Source organism: Pseudomonas sp. Root562, assembly GCF_001427125.1.
In the GTDB taxonomy this organism is placed as follows: domain Bacteria; phylum Pseudomonadota; class Gammaproteobacteria; order Pseudomonadales; family Pseudomonadaceae; genus Aquipseudomonas.
Window position 1 is genome coordinate 141,564 of sequence record NZ_LMGK01000003.1, and the last position, 20,264, is coordinate 161,827.

Genomic DNA, 20,264 nt, shown 5'->3' on the forward strand with positions numbered 1-20,264 from the left:
AAATGGAGTGTCAGCCGTTGAGGACCATGCGAATCATCCGGGTCAACGCATCCGGGCTGTAGGGTTTGCTCAGCAGATGGGTATCGGGGCTGAGCTGGTGATTACGCGAGATGATGTCACGGGTATGCCCCGAGGTGAACAGCACGGCCACCGGAGGATTTTGCACCTTGGCCCAGGCGGCCAGGTCCGAGCTCTTGATCAGGCCAGGCATGACCACATCAGTGAAAATCAGGTCAACCGATACCCCTTCCAACAGCATTTGCATGGCGACATCGGCGTTCGCGGCGGTCAGCACCTCATAGCCCTCCTCTCGCAGCAACTCCACCGACGAAGCACGCACCGCGTCGTTGTCCTCCACCACCAGCACCCGCTCGTGTCCGCCACGCTGCTGCACGTCCGGCGTGCTGCTTTCGCCGTCCATCGGACGCAGGCTGCGCGGAAAATAAAGGGCCACCCGCGTGCCCTGGCCGACGACGCTGGACATCTCGATGTGGCCGCCACTCTGCTTGACGAAACCGAACACCATGCTCAGCCCCAACCCCGTTCCCTGTCCATCGGGCTTGGTGGTGAAAAACGGTTCAAATGCCTGGGCGAGCACCTGCGGCGCCATGCCGCCCCCGGTGTCGGCCACGCTGACTTGTACATAGTCACCGGGCACGATGCCTTTGCCGGTACAGAACTCATGGTCCAGGCGAATGTTGTCGGCGCTCAACTCGATCGTCCCCTCGCCTTTCATTGCGTCGCGGGCATTGATCACCAGGTTGAGAATGGCGTTTTCCAACTGATTGCGGTCGACAAAAACCCGCCAGGGCTCAGCGGGCGCGGTCATATGCACCAGGATGGTTTCGCCCAACGCACGCTGCAACAATTCGCCGAGGCCGTCAAAAATCTGCTGCGGCGTACAAATCGCCGGGGAAAGCGGTTGACGACGGGCGAAGGCCAACAGCTGCGAAGACAATTTTGCACCGCGCTCGACAGCGGCAAGCGAGGAATTGACCCGACGTTGCACGTTGACGTTGTCCGGTTCGTGGCGCGCCAGTAAATGCAGGTTGCCGGCGATCACCTGCAACAGGTTATTGAAGTCGTGGGCCACGCCACCGGTGAGACCGCCAATGGCTTCGAGCTTCTGCGACTGGCGCAACTGCTCCTCCGCCACCAGCCGCGCTTCGACTTCATAGGCCACGCGCTGCTCCAGATCCCGGGTGAACTTGAGCAAGGATTCTTCGGCGATCTTGCGTTCGTGAATGTCGATCAGCACACCGGGAAAACGCAAGGGCTGATCCTGTTCATCGAACTCGCAACAACCGCTGGCCAACACCCACAGGAAACTGCCGTCAGGACGCAACACCCGGTATTCGGCGTTGAAAGGCGAGCCGGTCTGCATCGATTGTTTGACTTGTTCCTGAACCCAGGCGAGATCGTCGGGATGGATGCGCGCTTCGGCAATTTCCTGCGGCAGGTTGTCCAGGCTCTGCCCGGCAGGATAGGAAAAGGTGCGGGCAAAGCGATCATCGCCACTCAACACGTTGGACTTGATGTCCCAGACAAATGAGCCGAGCAAGGCTCCGGCATTGAGTGCCAGACGTACCCGTTCGTTGTCGGCGCGATAGGCATTTTCCGCGGCTTGGCGCAGACGCTCGGAAATCACCAACTCGGTGGTTTCCACCACCATGGCCATGACCCCGCCGGGGTAACCGTCATCGTTGGCGACCGGGCTGTAATAGAGATCCAGCCAGACGTCTTCCGGCACACCGTCGCGCAGCAATACCAGTTCCTTGTTGCGATAGGACAAGGTGCCGCCCGCCAGGCAGGTATCGACCACGTGCCGATTGAATTCGGCAACTTCCGGCCAGCCCAGCTCAACCGGTGACCCCAACAGATACGGATGACGCCCGCCGGCAAACTGCGAATAGGCGTCGTTGTAGATCATGTAGCCTGGCCGGCCCCAGAGCATCACCATCGGCAACGGCGAAGCAAGCATCAACTGCACCGTGCCGCTCAGGCTTTTGGACCAGTTTTCGATCGCGCCCAACTCGGTCCCGCTCCAGTCGAACGTACGAATGCGCTCGGCCATTTCGCCGTTCCAGCCAGAACACCCATGGCTATCTTCTAGAAATTGCATAGGCTGACTCTACGCCCCGGTTACTGCACCCGATTGTTTCGAGCATCGTGCGCGCCATTCGTTTCATAGAGGTATAGCTGATTCTCACGGGCCAACCTCCGGCCCGCAAACGCCTCAATCCCTGTAGGAGCCAGCCTGCTGGCGAAAAATCTCAAGACACTGCGATCAATCAGTCAGGGAACGTTATCGTTGACGTCCATCGCGAGCAGGCTCGCTCCTGCATCGATCTGCGTTGAATTCAAACCTCTATTAAATGCTTGAGCGGGTTGTAGCTGCTCTTCAAGGTCGCGGCCACGTCGAGGATCGCTTTCTCGATGCCATTCAAATGCATGCAGGTCAGTTCGATAGCGGCGCTCTGGTTGCCGGCTTCGATGTATTCGATCAGTCGCAGATGTTCATCGTCGCGGCAGGCTTCATGACTGTCGTCGTCCAGCGCTGCGGCGTACAGAGAAGCGCGGGATATCAGCTTCTGGAACCAATCGAGCAGCACCGGGTTGTTCAGGCTGCGAGCCAGTTTGATGTGGAACTCGCCGAGCAGATGAATCAGCCGTTCGTGATCGCCGCTCTGGTGCGCTTCATCTTCCAGCAACAAGTGATCGCGCAGGTCCTGTGTCACCGCTGTATCGCGCCGCCGACACAGTTCACTGACGATGCCGATTTCGATCAAGCGCCGGGTCTCGAACAGCGAACGGATCTCTTCGTCACTGGGCAGCGACACCGATGCACCTTTATTGGGTTCGGTGGTGACCAATCCGTCAGCCTCCAATTGCTTGAGCGCGGCTCGGACTGACGTACGGCTGACATTAAAAAGCTCGGCCAAGGAAGCCTCGCCGAGTTTCATTCCCGGACGCAACGAACGCTTGCTGATCGCTTCGTAAACCCCTTGGTAGACGCGGTCGACCGTGGTTTCCAGTTTCTTTTCAGTCATTCATCAACTCCTGGCGCCCTGTGCAAACAGCCCTGGCGAAATAATCAGCCATTGAAAAAGGGGCTTGCACCGGCAGGTTAATCCGGGTATTTCTAAATTGCATCCAGATTTTGCATACAATAATTAGAGGAATGCACCATTATGGGTCATCCAGTTGCAATTGAAGTGCGAAACGTTTCCAAGCGCTATTCCGACGATCCCGGGCTGGCTCCAGCCCTGGACAACGTCTCGGTCGATATCGCCGACAACGAATTCTTTACCCTGCTTGGCCCTTCTGGCTGCGGCAAAACCACCTTGCTGCGCACCATTGCCGGTTTCGAGCACGTCAGCGACGGCGAGATCCGCCTGGCCGGCGAACCGGTGAATGACCTGCCGCCGTTCAAGCGTCGGGTCAACACGGTATTCCAGAGCTACGCGCTGTTTCCACACATGAGTGTTGCGCAGAATATCGCCTTCGGCCTGGAGATGCAGGGCCTTGATCGCAAACTGATCCCGCAACGCGTCGATGAGATGCTGGCGCTGGTGCAAATGCAGCACCTGGCCAAACGCAAACCGGCCGAACTGTCCGGCGGCCAGCAGCAACGGGTGGCTCTGGCTCGCGCTCTGGCGCCAAAACCCAAAGTGCTGTTGCTGGATGAACCGCTGTCGGCGCTGGATCTAAAGCTGCGCAAGGAAATGCAGGTCGAACTCAAGCGCGTGCAAAAAGAAGCCGGGATCACCTTCATTTTCGTCACCCACGATCAGGAAGAAGCACTGACCCTGTCCGATCGCATTGCGGTGATGTCGGCCGGGAAGATCTTGCAGATCGGCACACCGAATGACATCTACGAGCGTCCGCAGCACCAGTTCGTCGCGCAATTCATCGGTGACATCAACTTCCTTCCCGGCCACCTCAAGCGTGGCCAGCAAAATGAAAAACTCTTCGTGCCCAACGGCATGCCGGTTGAGATCCCCTGCCCGGCCCAAGGCTTCGACGGCTCCAGGGTGCAACTGGCGTTTCGCCCCGAGCGCTCGCAACTGGTCGATCCGGCGCAACCGCATCACCTGCGCGGCGTGATCGAGGCCGTGTTGTATGTCGGCACGGCAACCCTCTATCAGTGCCGCCTGAACAATGACATCAAAGTCATGCTGCGCGAGAACAACGAAGGCCTGAACCATGGCCGAGTGGTCGGCGATCGCGTCGCGGTCAACCTGCCGCCCCACGCCTGCCTGTTGATGGAGGCCTGAGATGAGCGTCAGCAGTACTTCTCCCGCCCTCAACCGTGCGCTATTGCTCAGCCCGGTGGTCCTGACCCTGCTGGCGCTGATCGCCATCCCGCTGGGCATCATGGGTTACATCAGCCTGTTGCCGCGCAACGTCTACGGTGGCGTTGACTGGCAGGCCGACTGGCAATTGCAAAGTTACGTGCAGCTGTTTTTCCAGGAGGGTTTCGATGGCGAACTGGAGCTGAACTGGGTCTATGCCCAGGCGCTGATCCGTTCGGTGTTCCAGGCCGGTGGCACCACCATCCTGTGTTTCCTGTTCGGCTTTCCGGTGGCGTTGTGGATGTCGAGCCTGACCCCGCGCCGACGCAACCTGATGGTGTTGCTGATCACCATCCCGTTCTGGACCAACCTGCTGATCCGCAACTACGCCTGGCTGATCATCCTGCGCGAACACGGCTGGGTCGCCCAAGGCCTCAACGCGCTGTTGCCCCAGGCCGGTGGCATCACCCTGCTCTACAACGACTTCGCGGTCAGCGTCGGGCTGGTCTACAGCTTCCTGCCGTTCATGATTCTGCCGATCTACTCGACTCTGGAAAAACTCGACTGGCGCCTGGTGGAAGCCGCTTACGACCTTGGCGCCAATCGCTGGCACGCGTTGCGGCGGATCATCCTGCCACTGTCGATGCCGGGCGTGATAGCCGGCTCCCTGCTGGTGTTCGTGCCGAGCCTGGGCGCATTTATCACCCCGGCGATTCTCGGCGGTGGCAAGACCTTGATGATCGGCAACCTGATCCAGCAGCAATTCGGCACCGCGCGCAATTGGCCGCTGGGCAGTTCGCTGTCGTTCCTGTTGCTGGGAATTCTGCTGCTGTCGCTGGTGCTGTACGCCTTGTATAGCCGCAGCGCCGCCAAAACCCTTCGTCGGGGAGCTACCGCATGATTGCCTTGCACCTGAAAAAACTGCCACTGACCCGCGAAGTCAGCCTGTTGATCCTGGCCTACCTGTACCTGCCGATTTTCGTGTTGATCGCCTACAGCTTCAACGCCAATCGCTCGGCCACGGTCTGGACCGAATTTTCCTTCGCCTGGTACGGGCGCATCCTGGCCAACCCGTCGATCCAGACGGCGGCGCTGAACTCGATCATCGTCGCCAGCATCGCCACGGTCTGCGCCACCGCGATTGCACTGCTCGCGGCACTGGCGACTTACCGGCCGTTCTACGGACAGAAAATGGTCGAGGGTGGGATCAACCTGCCGTTGATCCTGCCGGAGATCGTCACCGCGGTCGCCACGCTGCTGCTGTTCATGGCCCTGGGGATCAAGCTCGGTTTGCTGACGGTGATCGTCGCGCACATCGGCTTCTGCATTCCCTTTGCCTATTTGCCGATCCGCGCACGCCTGAATGACCTGGACAAGAGTTTGCTGGAAGCGGCCAACGACCTCTACGCCAACCCGTGGCAGGTGTTTCGCCGAGTGACGCTGCCGCTGTTATGGCCGGCGGTGTTGTCCGGAGCGGTGCTGGCGTTCGTAGTCAGCCTCGACGATTTCATCATGACGTTCTTCGTCGCAGGACCGGGTTCGACGACGCTGCCGGTGTACATCTTCTCGGCAATCAAGTCCGGGGTAACGCCGGAGATCAATGCGATCTCGACCCTGATGCTGGTGATTTCCATCGTGCTGGTGGTTCTGGCTTTCTGGCTGGGACAGCGCGGCAAACAACAATGAGCCTGGAGCCTTCTGATATGAGCAAGAAAGTCAAAAGCATGCGTTTCGCCGTTGCCGGTCTGGCCCTGAGTTGCCTCACGTCGTTCAGCGTCCAGGCCGCCGAGCCCAAAGAGCTGTTCTTCTACAACTGGACCGATTACTACCCGGTCGAGCTGCTGGCCAAGTTCGAAAAGGAAACCGGCATCAAAGTCACCATGGACGGCTACGACAGCAACGAAACCCTGCTGGCGAAATTGCAGGCCGGTGGCGCGGCCTATGACGTGATCGTGCCGTCGCAATCGATCATGCGCACCCTGATCAACCAGGACTTGCTGCTGGAAATCGACGCCTCGACCCTGCCCAACTTCCAGTACGTCAAACCGGCGTTCCGTGATCCGAGCTTCGACCCTGGCCGCAAGTTCTCCGCGCCTTACCTGTGGGGCACCACCGGGTTTTCCTATGACAGCGCCCGGGTGCCTGGCGGCAAACTCGACGACTCGTGGAAAGAGTTCTTCGAACCGCGCAAGGAACTGCAAGGCCAACTCGCCGCCCTCGACACCTCCAGCAGCGTGATCAACGCCGCCAGCCACTACCTGAACGTCGACGAGTGCAGCGAAAACCCGCAGGACGCCAAACGCATCCTCGAACTGCTGCAAAAGCAGAAACCCTTCCTGAAAATGTACAGCTCGGACAACACCGTCGACCGCATGGCCTCCGGTGAAGTGATCATGATGCAAAACTGGAACGGCTCCACCGCCCGGGCCACCTTGCAGAAGAGCACGATCAAGTACGTCTATCCGAAGGAAGGCCTGGCGATGTTCCAGGACAACTTCGCCGTGCCGAAAAGCGCACCGCATCCCGGCAACGCGAAAATCTTCATCGACTGGATGATGAAGCCGGAAAACGCCGCCGCCGTGTCCAACGCCATCGCCTACGCCAACGGCATTCAGAGCGACAAGTTGATCGACGCCAAATGGCGGGTCATGGACGCCATCAACATGCCCGACGAATTCGCCTCGCGCCTGCGTCCCGAGAAGGAATGCAGCAACAAGGCGCGGGAACTGCAGGACCGGATCTGGGCCAAGCTCAAGGGCTGATCGCCCGGTTTGAAACCGAGTCGCGGCCATCGCTGGGAAACCAGCTCCCACAGGGTTTGAAGGTGTTCACACGTTTTGTGATCAATGCAAATCACTGTGGGAGCTGGTTTGCCAGCGATGAGGCCCGCGCAAACACCAAAAATTTTGAGGTACGCAATGACCCAACCTCGCTGGCTGCGCAACGTGCGGCCCTACGGTTCGACCGCCTTGGACCTGCTGATCGAAAACGGTCGGTTCAGCCAACGCCGCCCGGCCTCCTCCAGCGAACTGCTGGCGACCGACATCGATGGCCAGAACCAACTCCTGACCCCGGCACTGGTGGAAAGCCATGTGCACCTGGACAAAACCCTTTGGGGCCAACCCTGGCGTCCAAACAGCGCCGGTCCGACACTCAAGGACTACATCGCCAACGAACGGCGCATTCTGCGCGAGGTCACGACACCCATCGCGCAACGGGCCGGCGCGCTGCTGGAAAACTGCATCGCCCGTGGCTCGCTGACGATGCGCTGCCACGTCGACATCGACCCGGAGTTCGGTTTGCGTCACGTCGAGGCCATGCAGCAATTGCGCGAAAAATACCGTGACCTGATCGACCTGCAACTGGTGGTATTCCCGCAAACCGGGCTGATCAGCCGCCCCGGTACGGCCGAACTGATGCGCGAAGCCATGGCCCTCGGCGTGGAAAACGTCGGCGGGCTCGACCCGTGTGGCATTGACAATGATCCCGTCGCGCAACTGGATTTCGTGTTCAAGCTGGCCAGCGATTTTGACCGCGGCGTGGACATTCACCTGCACGACAAGGGCGAATTGGGCCTGTGGCAGATTGCACTGATCGCTGACTACACCGAGCGTTTCAACCGCCAGGGTCGAGTGATGATCAGCCACGCCTATTGCCTCGGCATGCTGCCGTGGAGTCAGGTCAAACCATTGGCCGAACGCTTGGCTGCCTTGCACATTTCACTGATGAGTTCGGCGCCTGCCGACTGCGCCGTGCCGCCGTTCCTTGCCTTGCGCGAAACCGGGGTGAATGTGTGCCTGGGGTCTGACGGCATCCGTGATGCCTGGTCGCCCATGGGTAATGGCGACATGCTCGAGCGCGCCATGTTGCTGGCGTTCCGTTTCGATTTGAACAAGGACGAAGAGTTGGCAGCGGCGTTTGAGGCCGCGACGTTGAATGGCGCCCAGGCTTTGGGTCGCGAAGCGAATCGCCTGGAGATCGGCCAGCCCGCGGACTTCCTGCTGATGCCGGTACAAACACTGGGTGAGGCGGTGGTTTCCCGGCCGCTGCGTCAGGTCTATCGCGCAGGTCGGTTGATCGCATCGGCTGGTCGCTTGCTGGAAAGCCGACTGTGAAACGCATCGGTTTGCGAGCCGGTTGCGTGGTCGGCTTCGACGGTGTGCAGCATGTGCTGTGGCGCGACGGCGAAGTGGTCTTCAACGGGTCACGCATTCCGGTGGATCAATGGATCGACTACGGCAACGCACTGATCGGCCCCGGCTTCATTGATCTGGACGCCCTTGGTGATCTCGATTCCACGGTGTTGACGCTGGACAACGGCGAAGAACGCGACATGGGTCGCATGTGGTCCGCGGAATATCTGGCGCGCGGCCCGCGGGAGAGTTACAGCCTTGAAGAAGAAGTGTCCAAGTATCGCTACGCCTTTACGCAACTGATCCGCAACGGCATCACCACCGCCATGCCGATCACCTCGATGTACTACCGCGAATGGGCGGAAACCTACGACGAGTTCGCGGCCGTGGCCGGTGTGGCGGCCGAGTTGGGCCTGCGCACTTACCTCGGTCCTTGCTACATGAGCGGGATGAGTTACTGGCAGGCCGACGGCACCCTGGCGCATCACTGGGATGAACCCCGGGGCATGGCCGGACTCGATGCGGCCGAGCGCTTTTTCGCGGACTTCGACGGCGCGAACGGCGGCCTGATTCGCGGTGCGCTACTGCCTGATCGCATCCAGACCTGCACGCCCACCCTGTTGCAACGCACCGCCGCGCTGAGTCGGGAGCTGAACGCGCCGATGCGCTTGCATTGCTGTCAGGGCCTCGGCGAAGTGGCCATGGTTGAGCAACTGCGCGGCACGTCGCCACTGGGCTGGTTGCAGCAACTGGACTTGCTGACCCCACGCAGCCTGTTGCCCCACGGCATCTATACCCGCGGCGATGCAGACCTGCAGCGAGTGGTGGACGGCGGCGCCAGCCTGGTGCATTGCCCGGTGGTGTTTGCCCGGGATGGCGAGGCGCTGAATTCGTTCGGCCGCTATCGGGCCAAAGGCATCAACTTCGCGTTGGGCACCGATACCTGGCCGGCGGACTTGCTGGACAACATGCGTCAAGGCTTGAACATTGCGCGCCTGATGGAGGGCGGCAATCAACTGACCCGCGCGCTGGACCTGTACAACGCGGCGACCCTGGGCGGCGCCAAGGCACTGGGCCGCGACGATATCGGTCGCCTCGCGCCGGGCTGCAAGGCCGACATCACGGTGTTCAATCTGCGCGGAATGCACCTGGGGCCGTTATTCGATCCGCTGAAAAACCTGGTTCTGGCCGGGCGCGGTGACGACTGCATTGCCAGTTACATCGATGGCCGCTGCGTGATGCACGAAGGTCAGGTCCAAGGCGTCGACTACCCCGCCCTGCAACGCCAGGCCCAACGACAATTCGAACAACTGATGCGCAGCCACAGCGATCGCGCCTTCGGCCAACCGGACTGGAAAGGTCTGTTCCAACCGGCCATCCCGTACGCCGACGACTACAGCGCACAGGCGCCACTGTGCGCCATTGACCCTCTCCTCTAGAGACTTCTGACTATGCAAAGCTTTGACTTCAGCCAACTGAGCCCACGGGACAAATACAAGATTCTGATCGGCAGTGTGGTGCCGCGCCCTATTGCGCTGGTCACCACGGTCGATGGCGAAGGCCGAGTCAATGCCGCGCCGTTCAGCTTTTTCAATGCGCTTTCCGCCGACCCGCCGATCCTCGCCCTGGGCGTGGAAAACTATGGCGATCAAAGCCCCAAGGACACCACGCGCAACATCCAGCTCAACCAGGAGTTCACCGTGAACATCGTCAGCGATGCGCTGGTGGAGGCCATGAACGTTTGTGCCGTGCCTTTCGCTCCCGGCTTCGACGAACTGACCGCGGCCGGCCTCACCGCCATCCCCGGCACCACGGTCAAATGCCCGCGGATCGGTGAAGCCCCGGTAGCACTGGAATGTCGACGGATGATGGCGCTGTCCATCGGCCAATCCCGGGAAATCATCTTTGGTGAAGTGCTGATGGCCCATGTGCGGGACGAGCTGATCGACCCGAAAACCCTGTACATCGATCAACTGGGGCTCGATGCGATTGGCCGCATGGGCGGCCATGGTTATGCCCGTACGCGGGATTACTTCGACTTGCCGACACGGTCGTTGCAGGCCTGGACCGATGCACCGGGGGGTGGTGAGCGGTTTTGGCCGCTGGCTAAATAAAAATCTTCAAAACCCGCTGTGGCGAGGGAGCTTGCTCCCGCCCGGCTGCGCAGCGGTCGTTGAATCATTGCGCGCGATGATTCTGGGTCCGCTTCGCGGCACAGCGGGAGCAAGCTCCCTCGCCACAAAAGTCAGTTCACCATGGGTTAGTGGAAATCCCGGCTGCGCACGCTGATGCCGTCCAGCAAGGAGCTCAGGTCACTCAAGCGCCCGGCAATCAGGTGTCGTACTTCGCCTTCGCGCTCCCAGCGGCCATCGACCTTGAGCAACTGCGAGCCGACCAACACCTTTCGCTGGCGGTCGGCCAGGTCGCGCCAGACCACCACATTGACGTTGCCAAACTCGTCTTCCAGGGTGACGAAGGTCACACCGCTGGCGGTGCCCGGGCGTTGTCGGCCGGTCACCAGCCCGGCGACGCTGACCGGGCGACCGTGGTCGACCTCCAGCAGCTCCTTCGAACTGCGGCAGCGCCGGGCTTTCAACTCAGCGCGCAGCAACGCCAGCGGATGCGGACCGAGGGTGGTGCCGAGGCTGTTGTAATCGGCCCGCAGGTCTTCGCCGACCGTGGGTTTGGGCAGCACGATGGCGCCCTCCTCCTGGCTCGGCAGCCCGGCAAACAAACCGAGCTGCCTTTGCACACCCGCGACCTCCCAGCGCGCCCGATGGCGATCACCGGCCAGCCCGCGCAATGCTCCGGCATCGGCCAGTTGCTCGCGGGCGCGGGCATCGAGTCGTGCCCGTTCGCCGAGGTCGGCAATGTCGGCAAACGCGCCTGTACAACGGGCCGCTTCAATACGCCGGGCATCGTCCTCGCGAAAGCCCTTGATCATCCGCAGGCCCATGCGAATCGCCGGTTGTGCGCCGGTGACCGGTTCCAGGCTGCAATCCCAGTCGCTGGCCCGCACGTCCACCGGACGAATCTGCAAGTGATGGCGACGCGCGTCCTGCAGAATCTGGTCCGGGCTGTAGAAACCCATGGGCCAACTGTTGATCAGCGCACAGGCGAATGCCGCCGGTTCGTGGCATTTCAGCCAGCAACTGGCATAGGTCAACAACGCAAAACTGGCGGCATGGGACTCGGGAAAACCGTAACTGCCGAAGCCTTTGATCTGCTCGAAAATCTGCGCGGCGAATTCAGCGCTGTAGCCGTTCTTTTTCATACCGGCCGCCAGCCGTTCCTTGTGCGGTTCAAGCCCGCCATGACGTTTCCAGGCAGCCATGGAACGGCGCAACTGGTCGGCCTCGCCGGGACTGTAGTCGGCGGCGACAATGGCGATCTGCATCACTTGTTCCTGGAACAGCGGTACGCCAAGGGTGCGCTTGAGCACGACTTCCAGTTCCGGCGACGGATAAACCTCCGGTTCTTCCTTGTTTCGCCGTCGCAGGTACGGGTGCACCATGCCGCCCTGGATCGGCCCGGGCCGCACGATTGCCACCTCGATCACCAAATCGTAAAACGTCTTCGGCCGCAGCCTCGGCAGCATCGACATCTGCGCCCTGGACTCGATCTGAAACACGCCGACCGTATCGGCGCGACCGATCATTTCGTAGGTGGCCGCGTCTTCGGGCGGAATCGTCGCCAGGCTCAAGTCGAGGTTTCGGTGTCGACGCACCAGATCGAAACAGCGACGAATCGCGCTGAGCATGCCCAGCGCGAGAATGTCGACCTTGAGCAACCCCACCGCGTCGAGGTCGTCCTTGTCCCACTGGATGATGGTGCGCTCGGCCATGGCCGCATTTTCCACCGGGACCAGACTGTCCAGCGGCTGCTCGGAAATCACGAAGCCGCCGGGATGCTGGGACAGATGCCGGGGGAAGCCGATCAGTTGTCCCGTCAGGCTCAGCACCCGCCGCAGTATCGGGCTCTCGGGATCGAAACCGCTCTCGAGCAAGCGTTCCACGGGTGGGGTTTGATCGCTCCAGTGACCGCAGCAGTCGGCCAGGGCGTTGATCTGGTCCGCTGGCAAACCCAGCGCCTTGGCGACGTCGCGCACCGCGCCCGCCGCGTGGTAGGTGCTGACCACCGCCGTCAGCGCAGCACGGGCCCGGCCATAACGCTGGAACACGTACTGCAAGACTTCCTCGCGCCGCTCATGCTCGAAGTCGACATCGATGTCCGGGGGCTCGTTGCGCTCCTTGGAAATAAAGCGTTCGAACAACAACGTGGTGCGATCCGGATCGATTTCGGTGATGCCCAAGGCAAAACACACCGCCGAGTTAGCGGCAGAGCCGCGCCCTTGGCAAAGAATCTGCTGTTCACGGGCGAAGCGCACGATGTCGTGGACGGTCAGGAAATAACTTTCGTAGCCCAGCTCGGCAATCAGCTCCAATTCTTTGTCGATCTGCTTCAGCACTTCGATTTTCGGGCCTTTTGGCCAACGCCACGCAACGCCCTTTTCTGTGAGGTCACGTAGCCACGACGCGGCCGAATGCCCTGCCGGCACCAGCTCCCGAGGATATTGATAACGCAACTGGCCGAGGTCGAACGAGCAGCGCCGGGCTATGGCCAGCGTTTCGTCGAGCAAGGCTGGCGGATACAGACTGGACAGAACCTCGAGGCTGCGCAGATGCCGTTCACCATTGGGATGCAGGCGCAACCCGGCATCGGCCACCGGCAGGTGATGGCGGATCGCGGTCATGGTGTCCTGCAAGGCCCGGCGCCCGCGTGCATGCATGTGCACATCGCCACAGGCCACCGCTGGAATCCGCAGTTCCCGGGCCAGGGCCAGCAGGTCGTTGAGACGGCGGACATCGTCCTGGCACCGATGCAACTGCACCGCCAGCCACAGCCGTTCTGCAAAGACCTGTTGCAGCCAGCGGCCCTGCTCCACGTCATTCACCGTGTCAGGCACCCACAGCACCAACAGCCCGGGCAATGGTTCGCTGAAATCCTCGCGCAATATCCGGTACTGGCCTTTCTGCGTACGGCGTCGGGCGCGGGTGATCAAACGGCACAGCGTCTGATAGCCCTCAAGGTTCTCCACCAGCAACACCAGTTTCGGGCCGTTTTCGATGCGGATTTCGCTGCCGATAATCAACGGCAACTCAACGGATTTCGCCGCTTGCCAAGCGCGAACGATCCCGGCCAGCGTGCATTCGTCGGTGATCGCCAAGGCTTGATAGCCCTGCTTTTTCGCCCGTTGAAACAGTTCAAGGGCACTCGAGGCACCGCGCTGGAAACTGAAGTTCGACAGGCAGTGCAGTTCGGCATACCCGGCACTCATGCGAACCAGCCTTGCAGCCACAACGGGCCATTCTCGCCCACCACACGGTAGGCCCAGCCCTGCTGACCGGCGCGGGTTTCGATCAGGTAGTAATCGCGGCGCACATCATCACCGTCCCACCAGCCGGACTCGATACGTTCCGGCCCCATGAGGATACGGGTCGAGCCTTCGTGCACCGTCAGCGGTTCGGTCAGCAGCCAGCCCGGACGCTGCACGATCGGGAATCCTGCGCAGGGCTGGCTGTCGGCACGGGCCTGCCACGCACACTCGGGGCGGTGATCGGCCTGAAAGCGCAAACCATGCACCGCCTCATCCCCCAACCGCGCACGCAGGCGTTCGCGCAGTTGCTCCCAGGGCAAGGATTGCTGCGGACGGTCGTCGAACAGTTCTTGAAACTGGGGCACGAAGGCCGGCAAGTCTTCGGCGCACAGGCGAAAACCGCGCACCGGGGCCTCGACCTGAACCTGCTCCAGCCGGCCCCGGGCCAATTCGAAAAGCATCGCCGGGTCGCGCTCCGCGCTGAGCAGGCCGACCTTGATCACCGTGTCCGGCAATCCGGCGTGTTCCAGGTGCAGGTCGAAACGCTGCACGCCGCTGTCGCGACCACAGAGAAACGCCGACAGGTCACCGGTCAATCGACGCAGCGGAAACAGCAAGGCCTGATGGGATTGCACATCGAAGTTGAGTTCGATGCGCACGTCGAAGCGATCCGGTGGCAAGTAGAACGCCAGGGCCAGCCGCCGCAATCCGAACAAAGTGTCGAGATGCCTGAGCACCTGGGCTTCGAAACGCCGGGCCAGGCTGTGCCGGGGCAAGGCCTGCACCTGACTCAGGGTGCGCAGCCCCATGCGCGACAACGCCGTGGCGACGCTGGCCTCAAGGCCGATGCGGTCGATGGGCATTTGTCCGAGGTGATACTGCAAGGCTTGATCATTGGCCACCACCAGACCGTCATAGGCATTGGCCAGCATTCGTGCCGCCACCGGGTTGGGCGCAGCGACAATGCGGTGACGAAAGCCCAGTTCGCCAAGCTCGTTGCGCAGGCGCGCCTCGAATTGCGGCCAGTCGCCGAACAGGCCCAGGCTGGATTCGATTTCAAACACCAGGGCCCGCGGATAATGGACGCTGACCTGGGAGCTGAACCGATAGGCCCAGGCCGCCAGAAACTGCTGCCAGTGCTCGATGTCGGCGACGTCGTATTCGGCCGTGGCAAAGCCCTTGCTCAGGGCCTGGGCGGCGCTCATGGACTGGCCGGGGCGCAGGCCGAGGGCGCGTGCCGGGCCGTTGACCGCTTGCAGCATCCGGCGCTGAGCCGGACCGGTCAGCAGCGCCAGCGGTTCATCGGGATCGGTGCGCTGACGCAGTACTGCGTCCAGCGCCAATTGCGGGAAAAGGATACACACCCAGCGCATGGCAACCTCAATGCCCTACGGCGAAGGCAATCGGTGCCGACCGGGCCAGCCCGCCCCGACACTTGAGCACGCGCAATTGCGCCGGTCTGGCATCGATGGCGATGCGCAGCGCCGCCGGCGAAGGGTTGACCGCTTCATTGAGCGAACGGTAGGCGAATGCCAGGGTCTGGCCGGTTTCCGCCGCCACCTGCAAGCGACGCAAGGCGCGATCATCCGCCTTGTGCGGCCAGCACAGCACCGCACCGCAACTGCCCGAACGCAGGCATTGTTCCGCGGCCCACAGCGCATCGCGTTCACTGGCCTGGATGATCGACAACTGGCGCAGATCGACCCCGGCGCTCTGCCAGGCTTGCGGATATGGCACGTATGGCGGTGCCACCAGCACGATGCGCTCGCCTGCCGCCGACAATCGCGCCAGCGCCGGCCACACCAGTTGCAACTCACCGACGCCCTGCCCGGCCAGCAGGATTTCGGTCAGCGCCGCCTCAGGCCAGCCACCGGTGGGCAGCGCCGCATCCAGCGCGGCATGCCCGGTGGGTTGTGGGCTGACGGCTGGCGGCGCAGGCCGGCCCTTCCACACCTGGCCGCCATTGAACAGCGTATCCAACGCAACGACGGCGCCCATCAGCCTTGCCTCACCAGGCCGCAGAACACGCCTTCGATGGCGAGGTCCCGGTCGGCTTCGACGATGATCGGCTGATAGGCCGGATTGCGCGGCAGCAACCGGACCGTGTCGCCGACCCGTTCGAAGCGCTTGATGGTGACTTCGCCGTCGAGGCGCGCCACGACGATCTGGCCGTTGACCGCCTCGGGGCTGCGGTGCACGCCCACCAGGTCGCCGTCGAGAATGCCGTCCTCGATCATCGAGTCGCCGCGCACCCGCAGCATGTAGTCCGGCACCCGGGAAAAGATCGCAGGATCGAGCAGCAAGCGGCTATGGATTTCGGCATCGGCCCCGATCGGCGCACCCGCCGCCACGCGACCGAGGACCGGGATATCCAGCAACTCGGGGCGCGGTGGCTGCCCGAGCAGGCGAATGCCCCGGGCCTGATTCGGGTTGACCTCGATAAACCCGGCTTCGGTGAGCGCCAGCACATGCTTGCGCGCCACGCTGCGGGAGGCGAAGCCGAACGCCTCGCTGATTTCAGCGAGGCTCGGGGACTGACCGTGCTCGGCGATGCGCTCGCGGATAAAGGTCAGGATGGCGGTACGGCGGGGAGTCAGAGTCGTCATGGAGTACATTTGTACTCTTTTGCCATTTTCCTGACAAGCACCGCCAGTCAGCTCAACCCACGGGACGCCAGAAACCCTGCGATGTAATCGATGAACGCCAGCACTTTGGCCGTCGCCCGCCGATGGCTCGGGTACACCGCCAGTATGTGCGGGCCGAAGCTGTCCGGGTCGATGTCGTAGTCGGCCATCAGCCGCACCAGTCGCCCTTCGGCGATGTACGGCGCGGCACTCCACAAGGGTGTGTGCAGCAAACCGCGCCCCGCCAGGGCATTGGCCAGCAGCAAGTCGTAATTGTCGCTGCGCAGGCGCGGTGCCAACGGTTGTGGCAAGCTCAGGCGCTGGCCATCGCGCTCGGCCCACCAGAATTCACGGCTGAGCAACGGATGGCGATACAGCAACCATTCGTGGTCATCAAGGGTCTGCGGGGTGACCGCCAGCCCCTTGCGTGCCAGATATTCCGGGCTGGCGCACAGCGCCAGGCGATTGCTGCCGACCACCCGCGCAATCAACCCCGGCAAGTCGTCATGCCCTTCGCGCAACGCCAGGTCGTAGCCGCTCTCCAGCAGGTTGACGAACTCGTCGCACAGGTCCACTTGCAGGTTGATTTGCGGGTATTGCTCAAGAAAACCACCGCACACCTGATCGAGAAAAGCCTGCCCATAGGCCAGCGGTGCAGTGATTTTCAGGCTGCCGCGCAAACCATGCTGCAACTGCTCGATTTCCTCGCCGGCCTCGTCCAGTCGCTGCAACACCTGACGCGCAGTCTCCAGGTAGAGCCGCCCGGACTCCGTGAGCAAAATCCGTCGGGTGCTGCGCTCGAACAACCGTGCACCCAGCTCCGCTTCCAGGTGATTGACGGCTTTGGTCAGGGCTGACGGGGTCTTGCCCAGTTGCTCGGCGGCGCGGCTGAAACTGCCCAGTTGCGCCGTGACCACAAACATTTTCAGTGCACCGAGCTTGTCCATATTTTTTCCAATCAGGCAAAAACGTTTTTCGTGAGTGAGGCGTTCTGCCGAGCGCAGCAAGCCACTAATCTGGCCATCAGACGCAATAACAAGGAAACATTCAATGAAAAGATTCATCCCGAATCTATTGATGGCCGCCATGAGTTTTGCCTCGTTGGAAGCCATGGCAGCGACTGACCTGGTGTTATTCAATGGCAAGATTTTCACCGCCGACCGCAATCAGCCCAAGGTCCAGGCGCTGGCGGTCGAGGACGGCAAAGTGCTGCAAGTGGGCAGCGATGCGCAGATCAAGGCGCTGATCGAGTCTGGAACACAGGTCATCGACCTGGACGGGAAAACACTGATGCCCGGCCTGATCGACACCCATTCCCATGCCATCTTCGGTGGCCTGGAAATGGTCTCGGCCAACATGGAAGACGAGGTCGTGGACCTTGACGAACTGGAGAAACGCCTGCGCGCCTGGCGTGACGACGGAAAAGCGCGGCACGGCGATGTGCTGAGCGTGGCCGGCATGAGTTCGGCGTACTGGGCGCAGTCGGAAACGCTGGGCAAGAAGTTCAACAGTGGCGAATGGGCCGACGTGCCGGTGGTGTTTACCGGCAGCGACCACCATACGGCCTGGGCCAATGATGTAATGCTCAAGCGCGCCGGTGTCGATGCCGCGCTGATCAAGTCATTGCCGGTAGCTGAAGACGGCACCATCGGCAAACTCAAGGACGGCAGGCCCAACGGGTTTCTGGTAGATGCCGGCTGGGATCGGGTGGCCTCGAAAATGCCGGCACCGAGCGCCGCCGACATGCTCAAGGCCGCGCAAACCGCCGTGAGCTACAACAACAGCCTGGGCATTACCGCGTGGATGGACCCTGCCGCCAACGCCGCGCCCGGCGAGCCGATCTTCGCCCTCAAGCCGACGGAAAAAACCGTCGGTGTGCTGCCGGTGTACAAGGCACTGGCGCAAAGTGGCGCCATGACCGCCCACATTGCCGCGCTGCTGGTGGCCAATTCGAAAAGCGTGCCGGCCGATCTGGATACGCTGGACAAGGTCCGCCAGCAATTTCAGGGCATCCCCAACCTGACCTTGCCCGGGGTCAAGATCTTCGCCGACGGTGTGATCGAGTACCCGGCGCAGAGCGCGGCGATGATCGATCCCTACAGCAACTCGCACAAACAGGGCGAGCTGCTGATCGATCCAAAGCATTTCGGCGAGCTGGTCAGTGCCATCGACCAGCGCGGCTGGCTGGTGCACATCCACGCCATCGGTGACCGTGCCGTGCGTGAATCACTGAACGGGATCGCCCAAGCGCGCAAGGACCGCCAAAGCGGCGTGACGCACTCGGTCACTCACCTGCAAATGGTCAACCCGAAGGAGTTCGCCCGGTTCAAGCCGCTCGACGTCATTGCCTCAATGCAACTGCTCTGGGCCGCCGCCGACGACTACACCACCGACATGATCAAGCCTTACGTCAGCGCCCTGGCATTTCGTTACCAATACCCGGCGCACTCGCTGCTCAAACAGGGCGCAATCATTTCCGGCGCCAGCGACTGGCCGGTGTCGTCGCCGAACCCGTTCAACGCCATGGCTCAGGCGATGACCCGGGTCGGCCCGCTGGGCGTGCTCAACGCCGATGAACGTATCGACCGCGAAACCATGTTCTACGCCTATACCCTCAACGCTGCGCGCACCATCGGCCTGGACAAGAACATCGGTTCGTTGAGCGCCGGCAAACAGGCCGACTTCATCGTCCTTGACCGCGACGTGTTCAGCGTCGATGACAAAGCCCTGCACGACACCCAAGTGCTGCAAACCTGGTTCGCCGGCCGTCAGGTCTACGCAGCGACCCTCTGATAAAAACCCGCAACCACTTCGCTGCCCGCCCCCGGTGTGTTCCAACCCGGGGGCCTGGCGCAGCCTTGCCCGACATCTGCCCATAACAATCACAATAGCGGAATGCATCTTATGAAAGCCTTGACCCTGTTCGCCCTCGGTTCCTTGAGCCTGCTGCCCTTGAGCAGCCAGGCCATCCCCTTGAATGACGACTTCGCCCTGCTGCTGGACGTGACCCTGGCCAGCGACTACCGCACCCGCGGTATCTCGCAAACCCAGAATGACCCGGCCATTCAGGGTGCCATCACCCTGGCCCACAGCAGTGGCCTGTACCTCGGCGCATGGAGTTCAAACGTCGATTTCGGCGGTGGCCTGAAAACCCGGCAGGAAGTCGACTATTACGCCGGCTGGCTGTGGCAAGCCACTGAAGAAGTGAGCCTGGACGTCGGCTACCTGAAGTACACCTATCCCAGAGAAAGCCAGTTCAACCAGAGTGAGGCCTACGGCATTCTCAGCGTCTACGGGGTCAAGCTCGGAGCCTATTACTCCGCCGATGCGCCGGGAATCGACAGCGAGCAGAACTCGCTCTACAGCTATGTCGGCTACGAAACCGAGTTGCCCTACGATGTGGGTCTGAAACTGCGTTACGGCAACATGGACTTCAAGGACCCGCATCTCTACTCACGTTCGGGCGAAGCCGAAGATTCGTACCGTGAGTGGGAGGTCAAGCTGGCCCACGAACTGGCCGGCGTGATGCTGGGCCTGAGCTACATCGACACCGACCTGTCGAAAAGTCAGTGCGCCAGCAACTGGGGGTTCGATGACGTTTGCAGCGCCACTGTCGTGGCGAGCGTCAGCAAGTCGTTCTGACGCGCGACTCGCCTGAGAGCAAGGAGGCTCCGGGGTGTGATGGGGGCTGATCGGATGAGGGTTGCTTACACATCAGGATCACTGATTATCCGGCAACACGCTAACCTATAAGACCGTGTCGCGCTTGTGGCTCCCAAGGCGCACCATTAGATTAGCCAATGATGTCTGGCCTCCAAAATAAGTAGAAGGGATA

Annotated in this window: 16 protein-coding genes; 9 read left to right on the top strand and 7 right to left on the bottom strand. The window is 61.6% G+C overall.

The features are described from left to right. Nucleotides 1–10 precede the first annotated feature (10 nt). Nucleotides 11–2,122: a PAS domain-containing hybrid sensor histidine kinase/response regulator gene (locus tag ASD60_RS04515; RefSeq protein ID WP_082557529.1), complete on the bottom strand. Its 2,112-nt coding sequence runs from the start codon at nucleotides 2,120–2,122 to the stop codon at nucleotides 11–13. Between the two features lie 238 nt (nucleotides 2,123–2,360). Further along, a complete protein-coding gene (locus ASD60_RS04520; protein WP_007987445.1) occupies nucleotides 2,361–3,050 on the bottom strand; it encodes a GntR family transcriptional regulator in 690 nt (229 codons plus the stop codon). A gap of 141 nt (nucleotides 3,051–3,191) precedes the next feature. On the opposite strand from ASD60_RS04520, the gene ASD60_RS04525 reads away from it, so the two are divergent. The 7 genes from ASD60_RS04525 to ASD60_RS04555 all read left to right on the top strand — a co-directional run bounded on the left by ASD60_RS04525 (nucleotide 3,192) and on the right by ASD60_RS04555 (nucleotide 10,542). Continuing rightward, a complete protein-coding gene (locus ASD60_RS04525; protein ID WP_056852843.1) occupies nucleotides 3,192–4,277 on the top strand; it encodes an ABC transporter ATP-binding protein in 1,086 nt (361 codons plus the stop codon). Between the two features lies 1 nt (nucleotide 4,278). Beyond that, on the top strand, nucleotides 4,279–5,196 hold the full coding sequence (locus ASD60_RS04530) for an ABC transporter permease (protein WP_056852844.1): 918 nt from the start codon (nucleotides 4,279–4,281) through the stop codon (nucleotides 5,194–5,196). Beyond that, nucleotides 5,193–5,981 (top strand): ABC transporter permease, encoded by a 789-nt coding sequence (locus ASD60_RS04535; protein WP_056852845.1) that lies wholly within the window; start codon nucleotides 5,193–5,195, stop codon nucleotides 5,979–5,981. Before ASD60_RS04530 ends, ASD60_RS04535 begins: the two co-directional genes overlap by 4 nt. A 17-nt stretch (nucleotides 5,982–5,998) precedes the next feature. After that, a complete protein-coding gene (locus ASD60_RS04540) occupies nucleotides 5,999–7,057 on the top strand; it encodes an extracellular solute-binding protein (RefSeq protein ID WP_056852846.1) in 1,059 nt (352 codons plus the stop codon). A gap of 156 nt (nucleotides 7,058–7,213) precedes the next feature. Then, on the top strand, nucleotides 7,214–8,410 hold the full coding sequence (locus ASD60_RS04545) for an amidohydrolase family protein (RefSeq protein WP_056852847.1): 1,197 nt from the start codon (nucleotides 7,214–7,216) through the stop codon (nucleotides 8,408–8,410). After that, on the top strand, nucleotides 8,407–9,867 hold the full coding sequence (locus tag ASD60_RS04550; protein WP_056852848.1) for an amidohydrolase family protein: 1,461 nt from the start codon (nucleotides 8,407–8,409) through the stop codon (nucleotides 9,865–9,867). Before ASD60_RS04545 ends, ASD60_RS04550 begins: the two co-directional genes overlap by 4 nt. 12 nt (nucleotides 9,868–9,879) lie before the next feature. Beyond that, nucleotides 9,880–10,542: a flavin reductase family protein gene (locus ASD60_RS04555; RefSeq protein WP_056852849.1), complete on the top strand. Its 663-nt coding sequence runs from the start codon at nucleotides 9,880–9,882 to the stop codon at nucleotides 10,540–10,542. A 146-nt stretch (nucleotides 10,543–10,688) separates the two neighbouring features. Here the strand turns inward: ASD60_RS04555 and ASD60_RS04560 are convergent, their stop codons facing one another. From ASD60_RS04560 to ASD60_RS04580, 5 genes are read right to left on the bottom strand one after another with little or no spacing between them, the layout of a single operon-like run. Then, entirely contained in the window at nucleotides 10,689–13,787 is a 3,099-nt protein-coding gene (locus tag ASD60_RS04560; RefSeq protein WP_162250569.1) for an error-prone DNA polymerase, read from the bottom strand. Further along, nucleotides 13,763–15,178, bottom strand: a complete 1,416-nt coding sequence (locus ASD60_RS04565) for a Y-family DNA polymerase (RefSeq protein ID WP_056852851.1) — start codon at nucleotides 15,176–15,178, stop codon at nucleotides 13,763–13,765. The genes ASD60_RS04560 and ASD60_RS04565 overlap by 25 nt, the downstream gene beginning before the upstream one ends. A gap of 7 nt (nucleotides 15,179–15,185) precedes the next feature. Further along, entirely contained in the window at nucleotides 15,186–15,803 is a 618-nt protein-coding gene (gene imuA, locus ASD60_RS04570) for a translesion DNA synthesis-associated protein ImuA (RefSeq protein WP_056852852.1), read from the bottom strand. Next, entirely contained in the window at nucleotides 15,803–16,420 is a 618-nt protein-coding gene (gene lexA / locus ASD60_RS04575; RefSeq protein ID WP_056852853.1) for a transcriptional repressor LexA, read from the bottom strand. Before lexA ends, imuA begins: the two co-directional genes overlap by 1 nt. A 38-nt stretch (nucleotides 16,421–16,458) precedes the next feature. After that, a complete protein-coding gene (locus tag ASD60_RS04580; protein WP_056852854.1) occupies nucleotides 16,459–17,376 on the bottom strand; it encodes a LysR family transcriptional regulator in 918 nt (305 codons plus the stop codon). 103 nt (nucleotides 17,377–17,479) lie between these two features. Between ASD60_RS04580 and ASD60_RS04585 the strand changes: the two genes are divergently transcribed. Together ASD60_RS04585 and ASD60_RS04590 are read left to right on the top strand one after the other, a co-directional pair. After that, the gene (locus ASD60_RS04585) at nucleotides 17,480–19,222 is read left to right on the top strand and encodes an amidohydrolase (RefSeq protein WP_056852855.1); all 1,743 of its coding nucleotides are present in this window, start codon (nucleotides 17,480–17,482) and stop codon (nucleotides 19,220–19,222) included. Nucleotides 19,223–19,333: 111 nt separating this feature from the next. After that, on the top strand, nucleotides 19,334–20,071 hold the full coding sequence (locus ASD60_RS04590) for a TorF family putative porin (RefSeq protein WP_056852856.1): 738 nt from the start codon (nucleotides 19,334–19,336) through the stop codon (nucleotides 20,069–20,071). The last annotated feature ends 193 nt before the right edge of the window (nucleotides 20,072–20,264 follow it).

Excerpts from the sequence above, each read along its gene's own strand:
- ASD60_RS04535 (WP_056852845.1), top strand. The coding sequence starts at position 5,193 with ATGATTGCCTTGCACCTGAAAAAACTGCCACTGACCCGCGAAGTCAGC.
- ASD60_RS04520 (WP_007987445.1), bottom strand. The coding sequence starts at position 3,050 with ATGACTGAAAAGAAACTGGAAACCACGGTCGACCGCGTCTACCAAGGG.
- ASD60_RS04585 (WP_056852855.1), top strand. The coding sequence starts at position 17,480 with ATGAAAAGATTCATCCCGAATCTATTGATGGCCGCCATGAGTTTTGCC.
- lexA (WP_056852853.1), bottom strand. The coding sequence starts at position 16,420 with ATGTACTCCATGACGACTCTGACTCCCCGCCGTACCGCCATCCTGACC.
- imuA (WP_056852852.1), bottom strand. The coding sequence starts at position 15,803 with ATGGGCGCCGTCGTTGCGTTGGATACGCTGTTCAATGGCGGCCAGGTG.
- ASD60_RS04565 (WP_056852851.1), bottom strand. The coding sequence starts at position 15,178 with ATGCGCTGGGTGTGTATCCTTTTCCCGCAATTGGCGCTGGACGCAGTA.
- ASD60_RS04530 (WP_056852844.1), top strand. The coding sequence starts at position 4,279 with ATGAGCGTCAGCAGTACTTCTCCCGCCCTCAACCGTGCGCTATTGCTC.
- ASD60_RS04515 (WP_082557529.1), bottom strand. The coding sequence starts at position 2,122 with ATGCAATTTCTAGAAGATAGCCATGGGTGTTCTGGCTGGAACGGCGAA.
- ASD60_RS04580 (WP_056852854.1), bottom strand. The coding sequence starts at position 17,376 with ATGGACAAGCTCGGTGCACTGAAAATGTTTGTGGTCACGGCGCAACTG.
- ASD60_RS04590 (WP_056852856.1), top strand. The coding sequence starts at position 19,334 with ATGAAAGCCTTGACCCTGTTCGCCCTCGGTTCCTTGAGCCTGCTGCCC.
- ASD60_RS04555 (WP_056852849.1), top strand. The coding sequence starts at position 9,880 with ATGCAAAGCTTTGACTTCAGCCAACTGAGCCCACGGGACAAATACAAG.
- ASD60_RS04525 (WP_056852843.1), top strand. The coding sequence starts at position 3,192 with ATGGGTCATCCAGTTGCAATTGAAGTGCGAAACGTTTCCAAGCGCTAT.
- ASD60_RS04545 (WP_056852847.1), top strand. The coding sequence starts at position 7,214 with ATGACCCAACCTCGCTGGCTGCGCAACGTGCGGCCCTACGGTTCGACC.
- ASD60_RS04540 (WP_056852846.1), top strand. The coding sequence starts at position 5,999 with ATGAGCAAGAAAGTCAAAAGCATGCGTTTCGCCGTTGCCGGTCTGGCC.